The organism is Aeribacillus sp. SP014 (assembly GCF_054055575.1).
Window position 1 is genome coordinate 991007 of sequence record NZ_JBSRXI010000001.1, and the last position, 21649, is coordinate 1012655.

Annotated in this window: 20 protein-coding genes and 3 pseudogenes; 9 read left to right on the forward strand and 14 right to left on the reverse strand. The window is 36.9% G+C overall.

Annotated elements, in window-relative coordinates; all coding sequences use genetic code 11:
• Positions 1-262 precede the first annotated feature (262 nt).
• Positions 263-1042 (forward strand): 4'-phosphopantetheinyl transferase family protein, encoded by a 780-nt coding sequence (locus ACVIJU_RS04880; RefSeq protein ID WP_327873421.1) that lies wholly within the window; start codon positions 263-265, stop codon positions 1040-1042.
• A 541-nt stretch (positions 1043-1583) separates the two neighbouring features.
• On the opposite strand, the gene ACVIJU_RS04885 is transcribed toward ACVIJU_RS04880, so the two are convergent.
• Both ACVIJU_RS04885 and ACVIJU_RS04890 read right to left on the reverse strand, forming a co-directional pair.
• A complete protein-coding gene (locus ACVIJU_RS04885) occupies positions 1584-1976 on the reverse strand; it encodes a hypothetical protein (RefSeq protein ID WP_153028092.1) in 393 nt (130 codons plus the stop codon).
• Entirely contained in the window at positions 1930-2256 is a 327-nt protein-coding gene (locus ACVIJU_RS04890) for a hypothetical protein (protein WP_063387829.1), read from the reverse strand. Before ACVIJU_RS04890 ends, ACVIJU_RS04885 begins: the two co-directional genes overlap by 47 nt.
• Before the next feature lie 185 nt (positions 2257-2441).
• On the opposite strand from ACVIJU_RS04890, the gene ACVIJU_RS04895 reads away from it, so the two are divergent.
• Entirely contained in the window at positions 2442-2522 is an 81-nt protein-coding gene (locus tag ACVIJU_RS04895; RefSeq protein WP_430732316.1) for an IS3 family transposase, read from the forward strand.
• A gap of 131 nt (positions 2523-2653) precedes the next feature.
• On the opposite strand, the gene ACVIJU_RS04900 is transcribed toward ACVIJU_RS04895, so the two are convergent.
• From ACVIJU_RS04900 to ACVIJU_RS04915, 4 genes and pseudogenes are all read right to left on the reverse strand, one after another.
• Complete coding sequence (locus tag ACVIJU_RS04900) at positions 2654-3988, reverse strand: glucose-6-phosphate isomerase (RefSeq protein ID WP_063387828.1); 1335 nt, start codon at positions 3986-3988, stop codon at positions 2654-2656.
• A gap of 123 nt (positions 3989-4111) precedes the next feature.
• Complete coding sequence (gene gnd / locus ACVIJU_RS04905) at positions 4112-5005, reverse strand: phosphogluconate dehydrogenase (NAD(+)-dependent, decarboxylating) (protein WP_063387827.1); 894 nt, start codon at positions 5003-5005, stop codon at positions 4112-4114.
• Positions 5006-5106: 101 nt separating this feature from the next.
• Positions 5107-6564 carry a glucose-6-phosphate dehydrogenase gene (zwf, locus tag ACVIJU_RS04910; protein WP_063387826.1) on the reverse strand — a complete coding sequence of 486 codons (1458 nt, stop codon included), beginning with the start codon at positions 6562-6564 and terminating at the stop codon, positions 5107-5109.
• A gap of 119 nt (positions 6565-6683) precedes the next feature.
• Positions 6684-7850, reverse strand: a pseudogene (locus ACVIJU_RS04915) (iron-containing alcohol dehydrogenase).
• A gap of 316 nt (positions 7851-8166) precedes the next feature.
• On the opposite strand from ACVIJU_RS04915, the gene ACVIJU_RS04920 reads away from it, so the two are divergent.
• Complete coding sequence (locus tag ACVIJU_RS04920; RefSeq protein WP_063387824.1) at positions 8167-8532, forward strand: winged helix-turn-helix transcriptional regulator; 366 nt, start codon at positions 8167-8169, stop codon at positions 8530-8532.
• Positions 8533-8965: 433 nt separating this feature from the next.
• On the opposite strand, the pseudogene ACVIJU_RS04925 reads toward ACVIJU_RS04920, so the two are convergent.
• A pseudogene (locus ACVIJU_RS04925) lies at positions 8966-9720 on the reverse strand (IS6 family transposase); the annotation flags it as partial.
• Positions 9721-9728: 8 nt separating this feature from the next.
• On the opposite strand from ACVIJU_RS04925, the gene ACVIJU_RS04930 reads away from it, so the two are divergent.
• Both ACVIJU_RS04930 and ACVIJU_RS04935 read left to right on the forward strand, forming a co-directional pair.
• Positions 9729-10586 carry a carbon-nitrogen hydrolase family protein gene (locus ACVIJU_RS04930; RefSeq protein WP_063387822.1) on the forward strand — a complete coding sequence of 286 codons (858 nt, stop codon included), beginning with the start codon at positions 9729-9731 and terminating at the stop codon, positions 10584-10586.
• 162 nt (positions 10587-10748) lie between these two features.
• The gene (locus tag ACVIJU_RS04935) at positions 10749-11420 is read left to right on the forward strand and encodes a hypothetical protein (protein WP_063387821.1); all 672 of its coding nucleotides are present in this window, start codon (positions 10749-10751) and stop codon (positions 11418-11420) included.
• 300 nt (positions 11421-11720) lie between these two features.
• On the opposite strand, the gene hxlB is transcribed toward ACVIJU_RS04935, so the two are convergent.
• Together hxlB and hxlA are read right to left on the reverse strand one after the other, a co-directional pair.
• Positions 11721-12278, reverse strand: a complete 558-nt coding sequence (gene hxlB, locus ACVIJU_RS04940; protein WP_456687342.1) for a 6-phospho-3-hexuloisomerase — start codon at positions 12276-12278, stop codon at positions 11721-11723.
• A 4-nt stretch (positions 12279-12282) separates the two neighbouring features.
• Complete coding sequence (gene hxlA, locus ACVIJU_RS04945; protein WP_063387819.1) at positions 12283-12918, reverse strand: 3-hexulose-6-phosphate synthase; 636 nt, start codon at positions 12916-12918, stop codon at positions 12283-12285.
• Between the two features lie 472 nt (positions 12919-13390).
• Between hxlA and ACVIJU_RS04950 the strand changes: the two are divergent.
• The 3 genes and pseudogenes from ACVIJU_RS04950 to ACVIJU_RS04960 form a co-directional block, all read left to right on the forward strand.
• Positions 13391-13579, forward strand: a pseudogene (locus ACVIJU_RS04950) (IS21 family transposase); the annotation flags it as partial.
• Between the two features lie 819 nt (positions 13580-14398).
• A complete protein-coding gene (locus ACVIJU_RS04955) occupies positions 14399-15193 on the forward strand; it encodes an MFS transporter (RefSeq protein WP_456687343.1) in 795 nt (264 codons plus the stop codon).
• 3 nt (positions 15194-15196) lie between these two features.
• Complete coding sequence (locus tag ACVIJU_RS04960; protein ID WP_456687344.1) at positions 15197-15553, forward strand: MFS transporter; 357 nt, start codon at positions 15197-15199, stop codon at positions 15551-15553.
• Between the two features lie 592 nt (positions 15554-16145).
• On the opposite strand, the gene ACVIJU_RS04965 is transcribed toward ACVIJU_RS04960, so the two are convergent.
• From ACVIJU_RS04965 to ACVIJU_RS04985, 5 genes are all read right to left on the reverse strand, one after another.
• Complete coding sequence (locus tag ACVIJU_RS04965; protein WP_063387816.1) at positions 16146-16877, reverse strand: ATP-binding cassette domain-containing protein; 732 nt, start codon at positions 16875-16877, stop codon at positions 16146-16148.
• A 13-nt stretch (positions 16878-16890) separates the two neighbouring features.
• Complete coding sequence (locus ACVIJU_RS04970) at positions 16891-18627, reverse strand: hypothetical protein (protein ID WP_327848809.1); 1737 nt, start codon at positions 18625-18627, stop codon at positions 16891-16893.
• Between the two features lie 15 nt (positions 18628-18642).
• A complete protein-coding gene (locus tag ACVIJU_RS04975; RefSeq protein WP_066248075.1) occupies positions 18643-19158 on the reverse strand; it encodes a stage II sporulation protein M in 516 nt (171 codons plus the stop codon).
• Between the two features lie 83 nt (positions 19159-19241).
• Positions 19242-19427 (reverse strand): hypothetical protein, encoded by a 186-nt coding sequence (locus ACVIJU_RS04980; protein WP_063388392.1) that lies wholly within the window; start codon positions 19425-19427, stop codon positions 19242-19244.
• A 16-nt stretch (positions 19428-19443) separates the two neighbouring features.
• The gene (locus tag ACVIJU_RS04985; protein ID WP_094244515.1) at positions 19444-20124 is read right to left on the reverse strand and encodes a YIP1 family protein; all 681 of its coding nucleotides are present in this window, start codon (positions 20122-20124) and stop codon (positions 19444-19446) included.
• An 857-nt stretch (positions 20125-20981) separates the two neighbouring features.
• Between ACVIJU_RS04985 and ACVIJU_RS04990 the strand changes: the two genes are divergently transcribed.
• Entirely contained in the window at positions 20982-21587 is a 606-nt protein-coding gene (locus ACVIJU_RS04990) for a response regulator (protein ID WP_063388394.1), read from the forward strand.
• The last annotated feature ends 62 nt before the right edge of the window (positions 21588-21649 follow it).

Sequence of the window (21649 nt, forward strand, 5' to 3'; positions counted from 1 at the left end):
CAGCCAATGGGTGTGGCAAAGAATGAAATGTCCATGAAGCGGTTGTAAAAATGGAAAAAACTTGCTGTGATCCGTTACCGTGCCGCTTTTTCCAGTGCTTTATGTTTGCTCATAGTGAGAGCAAAAGTAGGCTAAGATTTAAAAGCTCTCATGGACATTAATTTTTTTATCAATAAAGGCGGCCGACTTTTATATGAGGAAAAAGAACGATGGTGATTGATGCATGGAGAAAAATGGCTGTATAGGGGAGGAGAAAAAAGACATGCAACAATGGGAAGTGATCCATTCTGTTCCCCATTTATGGAATGACACATGCCATGTTTATTTGGCCAAAACGACTGATTTTCAGCCATGGCATTTTCAGCTGCTTAGTAATGCAGAGCTGGAATATGCGCTATCCTTTCGAAAGGAGCAAGACCGGATCCAGTTCATTATCGGCTGTGCACTAAGCAGACTCGTTTTGGCGGAACAATTGAACATGCCGCCGCATCAAGTGCCCATAGACAGGACATGTCCCAAATGCCAGAAGCCCCATGGCAGGCCTCGGCTGCCTGATGACAAACTGCACTGGTCTGTGTCTCATTCAGGGGAGATCATTTTGGTTGCCTTTACAGTAAATGCTTTGGTGGGAGTGGATGTGGAATGGATCCGGCCGTTCATTTCTTATGACACCACACATATGATAGAAGGAATTCTTACCGAAAAGGAAGCCGTTCACCTCAGCAATTTGCCGAAAAAGGAAAGGCTGAAAGGCATCCTTTCCTATTGGACAAGAAAGGAAGCGGTGTTAAAAGCAACGGGAGAAGGACTGAACACCTCTCCCCAGAAGGTGGAAGTATCCGGTCCCTATCAGAAACCCGTTTTGAAAAAATTTGAAGGACACCAGGATTTGTTATCACAATGTGTGCTGATGGATTTTTTCCTCCATCCCGAATATCAGGCATCCTTGGCAATTTTCAGCCATCTCCCGATAAACCTTCTGCTCTACGACGCGGGAATGCTCATGAAAATGGATTTAGAGATACATGATCATCATCGTTAAACTTTATTTACAAAGTTCAGGTGAAAGCAGCAGTTGTGAGAAAGAGAAAGAAGGCAAGACACAATGGTTTGATTTCGAAATCATTTGGATTTCATTCACTTTGCCTTAACGGGAGATCCAGCCCCTGATCGCTTATGGAGGAATTATAAAAATTAGGACACACCAAACGTTCGTATTTATTGCCGATTATAGAATATTTGTCAGAAGATCATTTAATAAATAAATAGTTAAATGATTATAAGGAAAAATTTAAATAATCTACCTAAAACCTTCTATTTTAAGTCAAAATCGGCGTTTTGACAGAAGCAAACTATAAAAAGATTTATTACAACCCATGGTGCTAGTCGGGCGTCAACGCTCAACTAGCACCATGGGTTTCACATTATTTTAATTGTTTTTTATAAAAAGATTTTAATAGAAAAAGACAAGAGGTAGAAATCCTTCTTGTCTGCAATTAAAATCCTAATTTTGTTACTGTTTTCCACTTAAGCAATTAGTTTCAGACACATCTAGAGTTTTCAATCGTGGATCTGTTATTGTGTCATAAGCGTTTATTCATCGCATCTTCATCTGCATTTTCATCCGTATCTTTATCATTTTTATCCTTATCCGCATCTTTATTGACTTCTAGTTCTTTTCCGTTGACAAATTCAACTTCAATCTTTAGTTCTGAAAAAGTGTTAATACCAAGAACTCGCTTCACTTGATCAATTAACTCCTCTTCTGTTATATCTGGAGTTAAGGTTAATCGATCAACAACCGTTTTAGGGTCCATAATTCCAATTTCATCTTTAAACTTGATTTCTAATTCTTCCTTTGAAAGTTCATATTCCAATTTGAACTTTTTACCATCTGAGTCAATTAACTTTATTTCAAGTTCTTTTACTTCATAAACTGTTTGGAACCCCATCTCTATCAAAATCTTCATCACCATCTTTTAAACCGTCCCGATCACTATCAGAATTTTTCGGGTTATATCCCAATTCAAATTCAAGATAATTAGCTATTTTATCGTTGTCTCTATCTTCTTCACCATCAGTTATGCCATCTTTGTCAGAGTCAGCGTTAGTTGAGTTTGTCCCTACGATAAACTCTTCTTTTGTGTTCAATTTATCAGAGTCATTGTCTTCTTCCGCGTCTTTTATGCCATCTTTATCGGTATCCTTCGTTAAAGGATTTAATTTCGCTTGTATATCTTGAAGGTTCGTTATCATCTAATTCCAGTTTCAATTGGTCGAATTTTTGAAATATTTACCTTTAACAAATTCTGTTTTGATAATTTACCTTTAAAAATTGTAATGGTCCAATGGAATTTTTTGGGAACGCTCAAATGCGAGAAGTATTATTTTTTACATAAGTATAGACATTTGAAGAATTATCTCTTGCGATTGATGAGTACATCCGCTTTTATCATGATGAAAGGTATCAAAAAAGATTAAACGGCCTTAGCCCCATGGAATATAGAGCTAAAGCCGCTTAGGTATATTTTTATTATTTCTACTGACTACTTGACAGGGGGGCAGTTCACTCCTGCGGAGTATAGGAACAGGTAGCCTGCTTTTCAATCCGTTATAAGTTGAATCTTCCGGTTGCCTTTATATAAAAACGTTATTAAGATAACCGTTTCATGAGAGTTGCCTTTTCAACTTCAAAACCCGGCTTGCCAAGTAAGGCAAACATATTTTTCTTGTAAGCCTCCACTCCCGGCTGATCAAACGGATTCACGCCCAGTAAATGTCCGCTCATGCTGCAAGCTTTTTCGAAAAAGTATATCATTTCACCAAAGGTGTATTCATTCATTTCGTCCAGTTCAACAATTAAGTTAGGCACTCCGCCGTCTACGTGTGCTAATAGCGTACCTTGAAACGCTTTTTTGTTTACCTCATCCAGTGTCTTACCGGCCAAGAAATTCAATCCATCGATATTTTCTCGATCTTCTTGAATCGTCAGTTCGATTCGCGGTTTTTTAACTTGCAGCACTGTTTCGATCAGATTGCGGCGGCCTTCCTGAACGTATTGCCCCATGGAATGTAAATCTGTTGTAAAATCAACGGATGCAGGAAATAGTCCTTTCTGATCTTTCCCTTCGCTTTCGCCAAACAGCTGTTTCCACCATTCGGATACGTAATGAAGGGACGGTTCATAGTTCACCAATAATTCGATCGCTTTCCCTTTACGGTAAAAAATATTTCGCACAGCGGCATACTGATAACTTCCATTGGTTAAAAGATCAGGATTGTTATATTTATAATATGCCGATGCTGCCCCTTCCATCATTCGATCAATATTCAATCCAGCTACGGCGATTGGCAACAGGCCAACTGCTGTCAGCACAGAATATCTTCCGCCTATGTCATCTGGAATAACAAACGTTTCATATCCTTCTTGATCGGCAAGCTTTTTTAATACTCCCTTTTCTTGATCAGTGGTAACATAAATACGTTTTCTTGCTTCCTCTTTTCCATATTTTTTCTCCATGTAGTCGCGGAAAATTCGGAAAGCAATGGCAGGCTCTGTCGTTGTTCCTGATTTAGAAATAACGTTGATAGACAGCTCTTTGCCTTCTAATACATCTAATAAATGAGAGATATAAGTAGAGCTGATATTCTGACCCGCAAAATAAATTTGCGTCGTATCGTTCGCCTGGTTATGAAAAGTATGGGACAATGCTTCAATAGCTGCCCTCGCCCCTAAATAAGATCCGCCAATGCCGATAACGACAAGAGCGTCTGAATGACTCCGGATTCTTTCAGCAGTTTGTTTGATTCGCACGAATTCGTCTTTATCGTAACGAATCGGCCAATCAACCCAACCAAGAAAATCCGATCCTGGTCCTTTCTTTTCATGAAGCATAGTATGAGCCACTTTTACAAATTCACTTAGATGATCTAGTTCACTCTCTTTCATAAATGGTAAAGCATTGGAGTAATCAAAAGAGATAGCCATATACCTTCTCCTTTCTTTTCGAAAATTCACCATCGTTCTTCCGTGTAGATCTTGGACCTGAAAATTACTCTTATGCGATTTCATTGAACCTTTCGTGAAGATGTTTCAAATGCTTGCAACTATTTATTTCTTTTCCACGGCATGTCCGCCAAATTCGTTGCGTAGCGCGGCTACCACTTTACCTGTAAATGTATCGTTTTCTAATGAACGATACCGAATCAATAAGGCCATGGCGATGACAGGAGTGGCAGTTTGCAGATCTAAAGCTGTTTCAATTGTCCATTTCCCTTCACCGGAAGAGTGCATAATCCCTTTGATTTCATCTAATTTTGCATCTTTTGAAAATGCGCGTTCGGTTAATTCCATGAGCCATGAACGAATAACCGAACCATTGTTCCACACTCTTGCTACTTTTTCGTAGTCATAATCGAATTCGCTTTTCTCTAATATTTCGAATCCTTCACCAATGGCAGCCATCATCCCGTATTCAATTCCATTGTGAACCATTTTTAAAAAGTGGCCGCTGCCTGCTTTTCCCGCATATAAATACCCATTTTGTAGAGCTGTATCTCGGAAAAGAGGTTCGACAATGCTCCAAGCTTCACGATCCCCTCCAACCATGTAACATGCTCCGTTTCGAGCACCTTCGACTCCGCCAGAAGTTCCCGCATCCATAAAGTGAATTCCAATCTCCTTTAGCTCATTATAGTGACGAATCGATTCCTTATAGTGAGAATTGCCACCATCAATCACAATGTCGCCTTCGCTTAGAAATGGTATAATCTCACGAATCACCGAATCAACAACGTTGTGTGGAATCATCATCCAAACAATTTTTGGCTTTTCTAATGATAAAACGAGTTCCCTTAAACTGGATACACCTGTAGCCCCATATTTTTTTATTTCTTCAACCGCTTCTGAATTTACATCGAATGCCACTACTTCGTGCTTATGGTCAATGAGACTTTTACCTAAGTTTAATCCCATTTTTCCTAAACCGATTAATCCGACTTTCATGTTCATTGCCTCCTAGATTTACCTTTAGCCATTCACATTTTATACGTATATACGCACAGCTAACCTATAGTTCATTTGATGAGAATGAAGTTCGACACGAGCTACCACCAATGAAATCCGTCCTCTTCTAATAATTTATGAGAAGCCTCTGGTCCCATCGAACTTGAACGATATGTGTGAAGAGGAAGAAGATTTTCCTCAAACGCTTCTAAAACAGGCTGTATCCACTTCCAAGATAATTCAACTTCTTTCCAATGAGCAAAGAAAGTCGTGTCGCCATGTAAAGCATCAAAAATTAAGAGTTCATAGGCTTCGGGTACATTTTTTTGGTTAGTCGCAACGCGCATATGAACGGTCTCCATCTTTCCATCGTTTAATACATTTTTACTATTGAATTGCAACGAAATCCCTTCGTTCGGATTGATTTCAATCACTAAAAGATTAGGAGCCGTTTTCTCATTTTTTGGAAAGTACCATTCCTTTAATGGATTTTTGAATTCAATAACAATACGTGTGGACTTTTCCTTCATTCTTTTACCTGTACGAATATAGAATGGCACCCCGTTCCAAAACTCATCATCAATCCATAAACGAGCCGCAACGAATGTATCCGTTGTGGAAGAAGCATCAACCCCAGGTTCTTCTTTATATCCAACAACTCGTTTACCATGGATTTCTCCCGGACCGTATTGACCGCGAACAACGTGTAAACCTACTTCTTCTTTTTGTAGTAGTCGAAGAGATTCCATGATGTTTATTTTTTCATTACGGATGTCTTGTGAGCTGATCCGTTTTGGCACGTGCATGGCTGTCATCATTAACAATTGCAGCATATGATTTTGAAACATATCGCGAATCGCCCCTGCCCGGTCATAATAACCCGCTCTTTCTTCTACCCCAACCGTTTCACTAGCTGTAATTTGTACATTGGCTATGTGCTGATTGTTCCATAATGCTTGAAACACAGGGTTGGCAAATTTTAAAGCTTCGAGGTTTTGGACCATTGGTTTTCCGAGATAATGATCTACCCGATAAATTTCATCTTCTTCGAAAGCTTGACTTAACTTTTCGTTTAAATCTTGGGCTGATTTCAAATCATGCCCAAAAGGTTTTTCGATAACTAGACGTTTCCAACCTTTTGTAGAGCCTAATCCACTTTCCTTGATGTTCGACGTAATTACATCAAAAAACTCTGGCGCAACAGATAAATAAAACATGCGGTTTTCAGGAATATTCAACTCTTTTTCACGTTGCTGAACGATTTTCAGTAGCTTTTTATACCCGTCCATATTCGTTACATCTAAAGGACTATAACGAAATGCGCGAAGAAATTCTTCCAATTTCGAACGGTCATGGATGAAACGTGTAGAAAATGTTTTTACTGAATGTTCCACATGTGTTTGAAACTCATCATCCGACCATTCTCTTCTACCTAAACCAATAATGGAAAACGAATGAGGCATTTTTTGATCGAGAAATAAATGATATAATGCAGGAAAAATTTTTCTTTTAGCTAAATCCCCTGTTGCTCCAAACAAGACAAAGGTCATAGAATCCAATTTTCATTCCCCCATCTTTAAACCGAAAACATTTAAATACAGTGAGATAAAAAGATTCAGATTCAAATGGAATCCGATCTTTTTATCTTTGGTTAAGAAATTTTGATAATGCTTGTCAATTAGAAGTTAACATCTAGACCATAAAGCGCTGCGATGTATAATTTTTTCATTTCTTCTACAGATGTTTCACGCGGATTGGTGCTTGTACATGGATCTTTCACGGCATTGACTGCCATTTCATCTACGTGTGCGTGGAACATCTCCTCGGATACTCCGTACTCTTGGAGTGTATTTGGAATATTCATGTTTTGATTCAAGTCACGAATCCAAGAAATAAGCGAATCTACCAATTCTTTATTGTTTTCACCTTTCAAACCGAGTCGTTCTGCAATTGATGCATAACGGTCCTCGACTACCTTGCGATTAAATTGAATCACATATGGTAAATAAATTGCATTGGCACATCCATGCGCAATATTAAAGGTTGGACCACTTTTATGCGAAAGACTGTGCACGTTCCCTAGTACCGCATTAGCAAATGCCATGCCGGCCATCGCCTGAGCATAATGGACTTGCTCACGAGCTCTTAGATCTCCCAGATAAGAAGCAAGAAGATTCTCTTTAAGTACTTCAGCAGCTTCAATCGCCATCGAATCGGTGAAAACGGTACGAGGCTTAGCTACATATGCTTCAATGCTGTGTGTGATCGCGTCCATTCCACTGTAAGCTATCACATGCTTCGGCATGGATTGAACCATAACCGGATCGATAATTGCCATATCTGGTGTCAATTCGAAATCAGCCAATGGATATTTGACACCTGTTTCCGCGTCGGTAATCACTTATAAATTGGATATTTCAGATGCGCTTCCGCTTGTAGTTGGAATTCCCACGAATTTTGCTTTTGTACGCAATCGCGGCAAACTAAATGGACGAGTCGCTTCTTCGAATGTTAATTCTTGATGCTCATAGAACAGCCACATCGCTTTCGCCGCATCCATTACCGATCCACCGCCAATTCCAATTACCCAGTCAGGCTGAAAATCATTAAGAACACGTACACCTTTTTTGACCATTTGGGTCGTCGGTTCCGTCGTAATCCCCTCGATCACTGTTGTTTCTATATTGGCTTCTGAAAGAAGTTGTTGAATTTTATCAAGATTCCCATTTTTCTTGACGGAGCTACCACCAATGACGAGAACAGCTTTTGATCCTTCCAACGTTTTCAAAACATCGAGAGCATTTTCTCCGAAATAAATATCGCGTGGAATAGTAAAACGATTCATGTTGTTCCCTCCTGTGCTTATGATTTGTTATACAGACGCTAGTATAATAGGTATAATATATTTTTAAAAGTACGCACTTTATTATCATGTAGTGATAAAAATACAATATAGTATATAAAAGTATACCTAAATGTTATAATGGACAAAGAGATACGATGAATGGGACATATTCCCATGAGAAGGAAAAAACACTGACTATTATTTGTGGAAATGAAGTACTTAAATGTGTATAATGTTTGTTTGTAAGTATGTGCATTTTTAGCATATAGTGATAAAAAGTATACTATCTGTCATAATAGATACGGAGGTGCAAGAAATGGGACATGTTTGTGGTAAGGTATATAACTGTGAAAAAGAATTGACGCTTGCTGTCATCGGGGGTAAATGGAAAATGCTTATTTTATGGCATCTAGGAAAATGGGGGACGAAGCGATTTGGTGAACTGAAGGCTCTCATGCCAGGCATCACCCAAAGAATGCTTGTTAACCAATTGCGGGAGCTGGAAGAAGACCTCATTGTTCATCGCAAAGTCTATCCCGTTGTTCCGCCAAAAGTGGAATATTCACTGACCGAATATGGGAAAAGTCTAATGCCGATTCTCGATGCTATGTATGAATGGGGCAAAAACTACATGGAGACTGTTGTGAAAGACCAAGTAAAAATTCATGAGTCCGTCAAGTAAAAACTCTCTCTATTTAAAGGTTCAAAACAAACTTTCTTTTGTTATTATGCGCTTTTATTGACGCGCAATTTGTAGAGATCCCTTCCCTCCAAGATAGCGATTAACAAAAAAGCAACGAAAATGAATGATAAGTGAGTCAAACACTAAAAAACCAACGGGCAGATCGCTTCCCGTTGGTTTTTCTGCATGTACGTTGATCACTCATTAATTTGTACATTTTTACTTATAGTATACTTTTTCACACTATATTACGTAAAAGTATGTACTTGGTAAAGTTGATGATGTACTTTATAATAACATTATCACTTATCATCCATAACATGAATAGAGCAAAATTTTTTCACTTATAATAACCGTATCACTTAACATAACATGAATAGGTTGGCGAGGTTCGGATGGTCAAGGGTTCGCTCCGTTGAATCCGTTTCTGTTCGGCAGCCTTTTGCTGAAGGAAACCTTGAGCCATGGCAATGAGTTTGCCCCATCGCGCTGGCATATGTGGGAGGCTGTCTAACTCTGGAATGACGATTGGAACTCGGTTTTCGAGTGCACCATGAGGGCGCAAGAAGTTAAAATACGCCACAAATAAAGTGACGAAAGAAACAGATCCTTCTTCTGCGCCGAAGGCATGGGTCGGTCGATAGTTGCCTTTAAACGTTCGGTTGAATCGTTTGATGATCTGTTTGAGTGGGCGGAACTCTTCCGATACAGGATCGTCATTGGTGAGCCCAATCACTTGGTGGACATCGAAACGAATGCCGTGTTGCGCAAAAAAGTGTTGAGCCAATAAGTAAATCGGGTTCCCATCGACGACAAGTGTCAAATCACCTGAGATGGAAGACAGTTTCTGCAGGACGTCATCGATGGCGCGAATCGCCGATATCGTATCTCGGTTGGGGGAGACACGATAATACAACACGACTTTTTTTACGGCAACAAATCAAACATAAAGAACCAATAATGCCAACGTCCTTTCACCCGAATGTACGTCTCATCCCCACAGAAAGAGCCAGACAACTCGTATGGGAATCGATCAACAAAAGGTTTGATCATAAGCGCGACACTGATTGCATAGTTGATGACCGTCTGATGCGAAATCGACAGACCATATACATCCTTCATGATGCTCGCTGTTTTTCGGGAAGACATCCCATAATTGACGTAATACGTCAAAATCAGTCCAAGGAGGAGACTTTATGAAGCTAAGAGTCTCAGCTGTTCAATATCATCTCCATACTATAAATTCTTTTGAGGAATTTGCCAATCAAGTCGAGCATTATATTAAAACGGCTCAAGAATTTGATGCAGATTTTGTTTTATTCCCAGAATTTTTTACAACTCAGCTCATGTCGATTGGCAATGAACAAGGACAGCCTTTGACTATTCAAGATCTTCCAGATTTTACAGAACAGTATCGTTCTTTGTTTATAAATTTGGCTAAGCAAACAAAGATGCATATTATTGGGGGAACCCATGTTATTCGTAAAGGCGACCGATTGTACAACGTTGCTCATTTGTTCTGCCCAGACGGAAGAGTCGCAGAGCAGGCAAAGCTTCATATTACGCCTACGGAAGTAAAGGAATGGAACATGTCACCTGGCGATGGCTTACAAGTGTTCGAGACCGACAAAGGAACGATTGCGATGTTGACCTGCTATGACATCGAATTTCCAGAAATCGTTCGAATGGCAAAGGCGAAAGGTGCGGATGTTATTTTCTGTCCTTCTTGCACCGATGATCGACATGGATTCCATCGTGTCCGCTACACAAGCCATGCGAGAGCAGTCGAAAATCAAGTATATGTCGTTACCACTGGTACAGTTGGTTCTCTTCCTACGGTTGATTTTATGAGGGCGAATTTTGGGCAAGCGGCGATGATTACACCGAACGATATTCCATTTCCTCCGCGCGGCATCTTAGTCGAAGGGGAAATCAATCATGATATGGTTGTAACTGCTGATATTGATTTAGAATTATTATACCAAGTTCGTGAAAGAGGATCGGTGACTACATGGCGTGATCGCCGTACAGATCTCTATCCGGATTGGAAATAAGCTGCTCTAGGTAGTGTCAAAAGTGTTATGAAAAAGTGGTAAACAAACCAGCTTTTATCCCGAGACTGATGGTTAACCGATGCCATTTGTCCTTTACAAACACCCCAATGGAATGGAAAAATCCTTTTTATACATCAAAATCTTCACAAGGAGAATGATGAAATGGAATATCGCAGAATTACGAGTATTGAAGCCCCTTTATTTAAAAAAATGCACCAATTGATGCAAGATGTATTTCCTCCTGAAGAAGTATTAGAATTCGATCTCTGGAAAGAGCCTCTTGAGGATCCAGGGATTCGTGTGTGTGTTGCAGTTCATGAAGGGAATGTCGTAGGTGCGACAGAGTATCGCTATTATGAAGATTTAAATGTCGCCATGACAGATTTCACGATCATCGGCCAAGCAGGACTTGGGATCGGGAGATTTTTAGCGCAAAAGAGATTAGAGGATTTGAACGCTTGGGCAGCAGCAAACGGAAAGCAGTTATTTGGCATGTTTGCTGAAATTTATGATCCTTATCGAGTAGAACATTATGAATTTGGCGGAATTAAGCCGATGGATCCATATGTTCGCCGTGAAGTATTATCCCATCTTGGCTATAAGCGACTTGACTTCCCTTATGTCCATCCATCTTGGAACAATGATGGCGAGGCCGTAACAGGGCTCGACCTTTGTTTCCTTCCGATGGACGATAACGTGAATGAACTTCCAGCGGATCTTGTTGTGAAGTTTTTGAAACGTTATTATTCCGTCTTATCAAACAAACCGAAGTCCTGGTTTGAAATGATTGAAAATCTCGAACATAAGGATACTGTGCTGCTTTTAAACATTTAATGAATTAAACAGAGAGACTTTCCCATTTTTATAGCTTAAACTCTCACAAAGCCAATATAGAGCTAAGATAGATAAAAGATAGATCAAAAGTCGATTCTTCCTCAGCGTAGGAAAAATCGACTTTTTATTTCTCAGTATATGGACTATAGGTGGTATTCGCATCAATATCTTTCAAAAAACAAAGAAAAAAGACCGCAAAGTTTTCCTTAAAGGGAGCTCTTTGCGGTCTTTTTGTTCTTTAAAAATTAGTTTGATCAATGACTTGAATTAGTTTAAAATTTTGTTTAGGACTCCTTAAGGCTATTCAAGGTTGGCATGCCTTTTAAACATCGTATTGGAGTCCAATCCCTTTTTCTCCATACATCTCAATATGATCGCATCATAAAATAATAAGAGGGTTTGCTCAAATAGTGATCCCATTGGCTGTATAGTTTTGTATCCATTATCCGATTGATCTTTAGGTGAACCCGGTAATTTAACAGTGAAATCTGCTAGTTGTCCAATGGTCGATTCAGGGAAAATCGTAACAAGCGCTACTGCTGCTCCTAATCGTTTTGCTTTCTCAGCCATGGAAACCAACGTTTTCGTTTCTCCTGAACCGGATCCGATGATTAAAATATCATCTTTTTCCAAGTTAGGAGTGATGGTTTCACCTACAACGTAGGCATCTAGCCCCATGTGCATCATTCGCATCGCAAAAGATTTGGACATAAATCCAGATCTGCCTGCACCAGCTACAAAGATTTTCTTTGCCTCAAGAATCCCCTTTACCAATTTTTCAGCTTCTTCATCAGCGATTATATCTACTGTGCGATTCAATTCTTTTATGATTTCCGCTAAATATTGTGTAGTCTGCATGATTTTATTCACCTTGCTGGATCATTTTTTTCATTTCAGCAGCTACAGCTCGCTTATCTTCTTGTCCAGTAATACCGCCACCTACAATTACAAGATCCGGTTTTGCTTTAATGACTTCTGGCAACGTGTTTAATTTAATGCCGCCTGCAATGGCCGTTTTCGCATTTTTCACGACACGTTTAATAGTCAGAAGGTCTTCAAGAGAATTTTTTCCGACTGCTTGAAGATCGTATCCTGTGTGTACACAAATATAGTCTACGCCAAATTCATCCACTTCTTTAGCACGTTCTTCTAAATTTTTAACACCGATCATGTCAACCAAGATTTTTTTACCTTGTTTTCTCGCTTCTTCAACAGCCCCTTTGATTGACATATCTTCAGCAACTCCAAGTATCGTGATAATATCCGCGCCAGCTTCGGATGCTTTCATCACTTCATACGCAGCTGCATCCATGATTTTTAAGTCAGCTAGAACGGTTAAATTAGGGAATGCCTCTTTGATTTCCTTAACAGCTCTAAGACCTTCATTAATAATAACAGGAGTACCGATTTCTACAATATCCACATACTCCTCAACTTCTTTCACAAGCTCTTTCGCTTCAGGAATATTTACAAGATCCAATGCTAATTGTAACTGCATGAATTCTTCCCCCCTAACAAAAATTTGTTATTTGTCGTACAAGCGAACGTATCTCCGTATCTGTTTACCGCTTATACAGCAACCAGTATACTATGTATGATTTTCTTTAGAAAGTACGCACTTTATTTTTACATAGTGACAAAAAATATACTATTGGTTTATAATAAACTTCTTTCAAACGGCTATATACTGCTACCATTTCGACTCGCACGATCAAACCCATTGGATATAAACCCTTTCCATAATAACGATTAAAACGATGTATAAAAGTTGGTATGTCAACACTAAACTAGACAATTTTTTTGAGGTGTTTCTCTTTGTACTCCACCGGGTGTTTAGTGCAAAATGAAAGTACAGAGTTCTGCAACAAAAAAGTGCAGAGCTTCATGGCATAAAAAAAGGCTTGCCAGCTCCTAAAATACCCTCTACTGTTTAAGGTTGTGAAGAACAAAACAGTAGAGGTAATGAAAGGATGCTAGCAAAGCCTGAAATTCATCATATCAAACATTTGCGTGAAAAGAAAGGGTTATCGCTTTCCGAAATTGTCCGCAGGACGGGATTTAACTGGAGAACAGTCAAGAAATATGCGGATGGAGACATTTCGGTCAGACAAAAAATGAAGCGAAAACGGGGGATGATGGAGGAAGAAGGATACGGTCAAAGCTTTGTAATTAGTTTCTTGTTCAAGGCATTTAAGCAAGTGTATGAGTTTAGTGTTGTAATTTTACCTTTCTCTTCATCATTAATATTACATTAATTTTGAACAATACTAAAAATAATAAATTGAATGAATTTTATAAATATTATTCATCCAGACTCAAAGATTTCTAAGCACTAAATAAGAAGTACTCCCGAAAATGTCGAAATAAGTAAGCGGCCAAACAGTCTATCGACTTAAGGTTGACCCCCTATGCCTATTATAAGACAAGGAAGCTTTTTTGACATCAAGATTTATGCAGATTTACCAGTTGCAAAGTTAGATCGGAGTGGCTCAAAATTCAATTATCAAATACAATCGGATATTGGTTGATACAGGCTCTGATAGTAACGGTTATTTCAAGTGAATTGGCTGAGACAATATTGTTCTTGAGGAAAATGATACGATTTATAGAATAAGTGGCGTTGGCGACTCTGAATTTGTATTTTCGAAAAAAGTAGATTCTATTAAATAGGATTCGAAAGTGCAGCCGCATTCATATGGTTGGCTGTTCTTTTTTCTATATATTTGGAACGATTATAGATTGAAAGAGGCGTGAGGATAAAAAAATGAAGGATATTTCTTTCGTATCTCGAATTATTTAAAAGAGTTACTTTTTTGTTAAACGAAAAGAACTCTTCTCATCCTCGGTAATTTGTTTTCCATATAAGGATGTCATTCATTGTATAGGCTGCATTATTGAATATGAACCGGCCGATGCTCTCAGTAAACATTTAAAAAGATGACTTCAACAATAAAAGATAGCGGAGGAGTAGTCACTATATGTTACGTTTATTCATTATTTTTGTAGCTACAGCAAATGCGTTCATTGTTCTTTATGCACCACAGCCTCTACTCCCGTTGTGGACTCAAGAATTTAATATATCGATAGCAACGGCAAGCTCAGCTATTTCGATTACCATTATTTCATTAGCCGTGTCATCTTTTGTATTTGCTCAATTATTGGACCAATGGGATCGAAAAAAAGTTATTCTTTTTGCAAGTATATTATTAATTTTTCCGAGTATGATGATTTACATTAGTGAATCATTTTCATCAATTTTATTTTGGAGATGTATGTATGGTCTCATCATACCTGGCATCTTGGCTGTGATGATGGCATATGTATCTGAAGAATTTCCTCTAAATCAACGTGGAAGAGTGATGGGAGTATATGTAAGTGCTAATGTGGCGGGCGGATTGCTGGGACGGGTTATTTCTGGACCGATAGCCGACACATTTTCCTGGAGGACTGTTTTTTCAATAATCGCGGTGTATTCCATGGTCGTTGCTTTTTTAGTTTGGAAATATCTCCCTAAACCTAACTATCAAAGAGAAAGGAAGAAACAAAGTTTTGGCATACATTTTAAAAATCCTGCTCTGATAGGTACATTCACTATAGGTTTTTCGCAATTCTTCGCATTTATTAGCTTTTTCACATATATTCCTTTTTATGTTGCTCAACCTCCTTTTCAGTTAAGCAATACACAAATTTCGTTGCTTTATGCTACATATGCGTTCGGCATTTTCTCCGCTCCTATAGCCGGCATGATATCTGATAAGATTGGCCGGCGTTGAACAATGAGTATGGGGCATATTCTTGGCGGAATCGGTATTTTCATAACGCTTTGGCCAACGATTCCTGCGCTTGTTGTGGGATCATCATTGTTGACGCTCGGAAATTTTGCTTCTCAATCAGCAACAACAGCTTATGTGACAGATATGGCCGCCGATTCACGGGGAGCTGCTACGTCTTTATATTTGGTGTTTTTCTATTTAGGAGGAAGCCTTGGCGGTTGGATTCCCGGCCTTTTATGGGAAAATTACGGATGGCATGGTGTCGTTTTTTTAACAATTGGAACAATCATTTTGGCACTATTAAGTAATTTATTTCTCGCAGGAAGAACCCCAGGGAGATTGAAAGTTTCTGAATTATGATATGAACAAAACAGTATTATTTCCTTGCCGAATCATAGTGAATATTTATGACTAAAATAAGGATTCTTTTTCCACAATGGGATTGTCCCGAAAGTCATTGAAACTTGACTTGTATCGTCTCCTTAATGAATTAAGGTGAAGCAGACGGGAACATACTGCGATTTGATTTTGAGCCACTATGTATGCTTTTTTTGCTAGGAAGACAGTTAGCTAATTCAAACCACTCAACGTAAAGTTTTTCGTTTGATCGGTGGTGCATGAAAGATTTTTCCCCATGGTTTTCTTAACTTGATAAGAACTTCATTTTATTGTTCGATTAAGTGTAACTTTTCGAATAGGAACCACCTTTTCCAAGGGTTATGTACTTTATCATTTTTGAACATTGTTAGTGTGGTGGAATCATCGGATTTATTTGCAATGGTAGCGATTTAAAATATAAATCTAACGATGATTCCTCCCAAAATAAATAAACTAAATATGAGATACCATATACTTTCGCTTCGGTTTTCTTTCCATCCCTTAATTGCGTAATAAAAGGCAAATGCAAAAAGTATAAAGAGAAGTATATCCCCAATATATTTGAACACATTCCTCATCCTTCCTCAGTTGAAAATACATTTAAATAATATTCCTCAAGACTGCTAGCTGTCTCTTTGATCTCGGAAATAGATATATTATTTTTTAATATTTTCCCATTGGAAATTAAAATAATTGAATCACAATATCTTTCACAAACCTCTAGTTGGTGTGTAGACATAAAAATACTGCATCCATTTTGTGCGTATTGAATTAAGATGTTTTTAATATCTTTCATACTGACAGGGTCAATTCCTGATAAATACTCATCTAGCAAAAGCAGCTTCGGTTTTTTCATTAATAATGGAATAAGATTGAGTTTCTTTTTCATCCCAAGCGAATAATTGAAAATTTGCTTATTTAAGGAATTTAATAATCCCAATAACTGGAGCATTTCTTTAATTTCCGGACTGTCTATATCAAAATTTAATAACTCGCTCATGAATTTTAAATATTCTTTTCCGGTCAGCACGGAAAATAATAATGGGGCATCAGGAAGTAACATGATTTCTTTTCGATCCAGATCTGACAGTTTTACACCATTGACGTAAATTTCTCCATCATCGTAGCCGGTCAATTCAGATAAAATTCTAAAGGTTGTGGTTTTCCCCGCTCCATTTGGTCCGAGAAATCCGACAATTTTATTTTCAGCAATTTCAAACGTTGCTTGATCTAATATTTTTTTCCCATTTTCAATTTTGGTCAGATTATGGACTTTCAATAAATAATCAGAAGATGCTGCTCCCACTGGATTTTCACTCCTAATAAATAAATTGTTTTTTATTTAGCTTTCTTTTTACTAATAAAAGTGATATAAAGAGCATTCCGAATAGATAAATAGCAAGAAAAATAGGATTGATGAACAAATATTGTGATTTTGTTAAATAACCCATGATAAATAAAACCATGGGGATTGTCATACTAGGAAGTATGATAAATAAAGACATTGCATCTAAGATAGAATCGACCATTTTTTTATCGCCAAATTCATTCAATTCTTCAGCGTTTCGAAATTCAAAATGAGGATAGAAGGCGCTGGAAATATAATTTAAAGCGCCAAAAGCATTTAAAGCTAAAATTTGCATTGAGAGCAACCATATAATAGTAGTTAATGAAATGGGAGTGAGTATATAAACAATGAAATCACCTATTATGATTAAAGGAATTAACGTGATGATGTAAACAAAAAACTTTTGTTTAAATACATACCAAAGATTTTTTCCAGCATTTAAATAAATTAAGACATTGGTGCCATCACTTTCTAAGGCCATTCCCCCTATGAAATGCTGATAATGACGTTCCGCCAAAAAATAAATATGGTACAAAATAAAAAATGAAAATACTAATTGCTGCACTTTGTACTCATCATCTAAATTGGCGAGCAATCCGCTAAATATGCCAACAGAAAACCAATAAACGAAATCGCCAAACATATACGGAAGCCTCTTTTGAAAAAAGCTCGATCTAATAAATAAAAGAATCGTAAAAGCTTTTTTCTTTAAAAACGGCACTTTTAATAACGGGGAAGGCAGCCGATCAAAATACTCCGCTGATCGCCTGTTGGGGTTTTCTTTAAAAAGAATGATAAATAACAAGTAAAATACCATAGTAAACATACACATCAATATCGTGCCAATATATGTATATAGAGAATTAGCAGTGAAAATATCAAAAAAGCTTAAATTGATTTTGATCGTCGTTACACTGTCAAACAGAATTTCCCAACCTTTGTTAGACCATTTTTCAAATGACTCGGATGTGGGATTTTCTTTAATAAAGGGAATATCAATAAGCCATCCTGTAAACTTTGCAGCGAAAAAATAGCCTATAGAAAATATGATCATTCTTGATATGACAATTTTGGCTACTTTGTTTACGAAAGGTTTTTCTATTATAAACTTGTATACATAAAATGTGTGCGAAAAAGAGACAGCAATGCTGACAAACAAATATAAAGAAAAGCTGAGCAGTGTTAATCCAATTACCATAGATATGTTTAAACCGATTGCGTATGATAAGCTAAAAAGCAATGTTAAAATATGTATGATGAAACTTCTTATGTTCCAGCAGATTGTTTCGAAAATAACCATAGAGTTGGCTTTACTTAAACTCAATTTAAAATGTGACAGAAGCCACTCCTTGTCCATTGAGCTTAAATTCCACTTGGAAGCTTTTATGCCAGCAATAACAGAGAAAACTATTACATATACAAAATAAAACTGCCAGAGAATATAAACATTGTTGTTAATTTGGGAAATTTTTTGCAATAAAAAGTCCAAAAATGGCGCACCTGTCGTTGCTGTATGTAAAAATTCATTCATAATTACCAGTTTTAATAGAGCATATGCAGAAAAAAAATAAAAAATAGCCTCTATGACATCAAGAAAAAAAGCTGTGATCGCAAATATATATCCTGAATACCCTCTTCTATTTAAAAATTTACCCCATTGATTTTTCCATCTTATATAAATCTTCCATTTAATCCATGCTGCTCTCATTTTGACTCCCGACTTTCATAAATTTAATGTAATCAATCCCTCTACAATGGAAGCTAGAAGGATTCCTATAATTACCATTACGACATGTTTTAATAAAAATTTCAACCCATATTTTCTATTAAAATAAAATGTAAATCCTAAAAAGCCGATAGCTCCTGCTAATAAAAAAAAGGGGATTTCAAATATTCCATGAGGTATAACCTTTAAAAATATATTTAATAAAGGTTGATCAGATAAAATAAGATGAGTTAGACCTGCTCCGATAGATATGCCATTAAAGAGTAAATAAATAAACGTAGGAATCCCAAATGTAAATAAACCCAGCATTAAAACTAGACAAACAAGTATATTATTTAAAAAAATAGAATACACTGAGTACCAGCCAGCTTTATAAGTTCTTTGGAGCTCAGCTGCCTCCTCCATTTGAGGCGAAGTCGAAAAAATTATCATGACCCCAATAATTAAACCTATGCCAAATACAATGGCAGAAAGGATAAAAGTGTTTCGTAGACGGGAAAAATAGTTCAACATCACTCACTCGCTAACTTTTTCTTAAGTTAAATAGAAGGTAGGATAGAGAAAGACTAACGGCTCTCTATCCTATCCTAAAAACATTATGCTACTACAGCTTTTTTGCCTCCGGCTCTTAGAGCTATCTGCAAGGCTTTTAATGTGAGACCTGCTCCGGTTATCAATGTCAAGAATGAAGCTATTCCTAAACCGGCGTCCAAAAATGCAGCAATAGTATTTGCAGTAGTTTCATTAATGCCATAAGCAACTAAAAGATCAAGTTCCAACATTATAATTCACCTCCTTTCAAATAAGTTCAATTAGTGTGTTAAATATAATTGTTACTGGAAATAATATGGAAACTATCTTTGTTAAAGACTGCTTTGTAACAATTGTTAAGCTTAAACAAATTAGAAATAATGACCACAAATTAAATAATTCAATTTTCGATAAAAATATTTGCACAAATTGATTCATGTTTAATCCTGAAAATAGGTAGGCCAAGCTGGTGACAGGAATATGATATTGAGACGGATCAGATAACACGTATTTTATACCGAGCCCCAAAACAACAGGGGATTGAGCGATGATGACAAATCTCAATAATTCCCTGAATTTTACTTTCAATTTTACGATGGAGAGAACTATTTTTATTAAGGCTGTAAGTAAAAGAATATTAACGAAAAATAAGAAGACTTGCATAATTGCAGCAAAAATAGTAAGAGCATTTTTAAACGATTGTGATGGATTGTTTCCTAAAAGATCTGCTATATATTCGGATTCTAATAAATTTTGACTTATAACAATACTTATTGCGGCAAACAATATAACTAATGTCAAAGTAGCTAGTATTCCTAGTTTTTTTTCATTATGTATGTTCAATAAAGTTTTTTGCGGCGAATAAATGATTTTAAATGGATAAAATATCCTTTTGATAAAAACATGACTAGGGTTTCTTACCAATTGCTCTTGCTCTTCAAGACGCATTATCAAATCACCTGCTTACATAATTTAATGAGTTTTCGATATTTATTTGCTAAAAAACAATGTCAATATTTCATATGATCACAATGCTCCGGCTTGTTGTTTAAAGTTTTAGAGAGAAGAGAAGAATTGATATATTTTTGGTAGAATTTACAATTTCTTCTTCTTAATTCAAAATATATTACAAATCTTCTAAAAAAACATCGGTATTTTCCACAAAAAATGATGTGGAAAATACCTATTTTTAGAAAAAACAATGAAAAAAACTGTCATTTAGTGTAAAATTTTTACTATAAATACTAGTTGAAGGAGGGATAAAAAGCGAGAATCGATAGGATGCACTGAACTTTGCATTCGCAAAAGAAAAGATTGGATTTGGATGTGTTCTCATCACTTGTGTATATATGAAAAACAGACGGACAGTTAACGGAAAAGTAAATGAGTTTTTGGAAAAACACTTGTTTAGCTCTAAGCTTGAAAAAAGGCATCTTTAAACTGTTGCGCCTTTAGAGGAAAATGATTTGGAAACGAAGATTATTTTTTTCGAGATGTGTATACGCTTTTAGTCTATAATCGCTAATTTTTTCATCTGATTTTAGTGAAGCTAGTCTAAATACATTCTGTTCTAATTGAAATTCTTTTAATGGAAATTTTGTGAATTATTCTCACATCTGTTCTCTTCAATGTTTTTTAGACTTATAAAATGCTTTAAAAATAAAAGGGTTTATATTGAGTTTTCCGAGAAATCAATTAGGGTGAGTGACGATCTAAAATCTTCGAAGAAGATGGCTACGCTTAAATGCAGTCAGAACTGGGCATGGTAACTTCCTGATAACTTTGCCGAGATTAGGATGATTGAAATGAAAATTAAAGTACTACTGGTAGATGATCACTTACTAGTCTTGTTAGGAATCAAACAATTATTAGAACACGAATCAGATCTTGAAGTTGTAAATACCATTTGCGACCCTGCCGGCATCAATGCAGCAATATCAAAAAATCATCCGGATGTTGTGGTAATGGACATAAGAATGAAAGGCTACAATGGAATTGAGTTGACAAAGAAATTAATCGAAAGCTATCCGAATCTGAAGATTGTCATATTATCAGCTTATAACGATGATGAATATATTGACGCATCTTATCATGCCGGTGCTTATGCGTTCATTACGAAGGAAAACTCTGCTACAGAACTTGCAAATGCGATCAGACAAAGTTTTTTGGGCAACAATATCATTCCTAGAAAAAAAATAGAATATCAGAATCACTATTTAACCAAAACTGAGTTAGAAATTTTAAAGCTGATTTCTGAAGATAAAACGAACGCAGAGATCAGTGATATTTTGATGGTAAGCAGAAGAACGGTCGAACACCATGTTTCATCAATTATTAAAAAGCTGAATGTGTACTCAAGAGTTGGTGCAGTGGTAAAAGGAATAAAACTAGGACTATTAAAAACTATTTAAAATCGATATATTTTGTCCAAATCGGAAGCCTACATTCCAGCATGTAGGTATTCAAGACATAG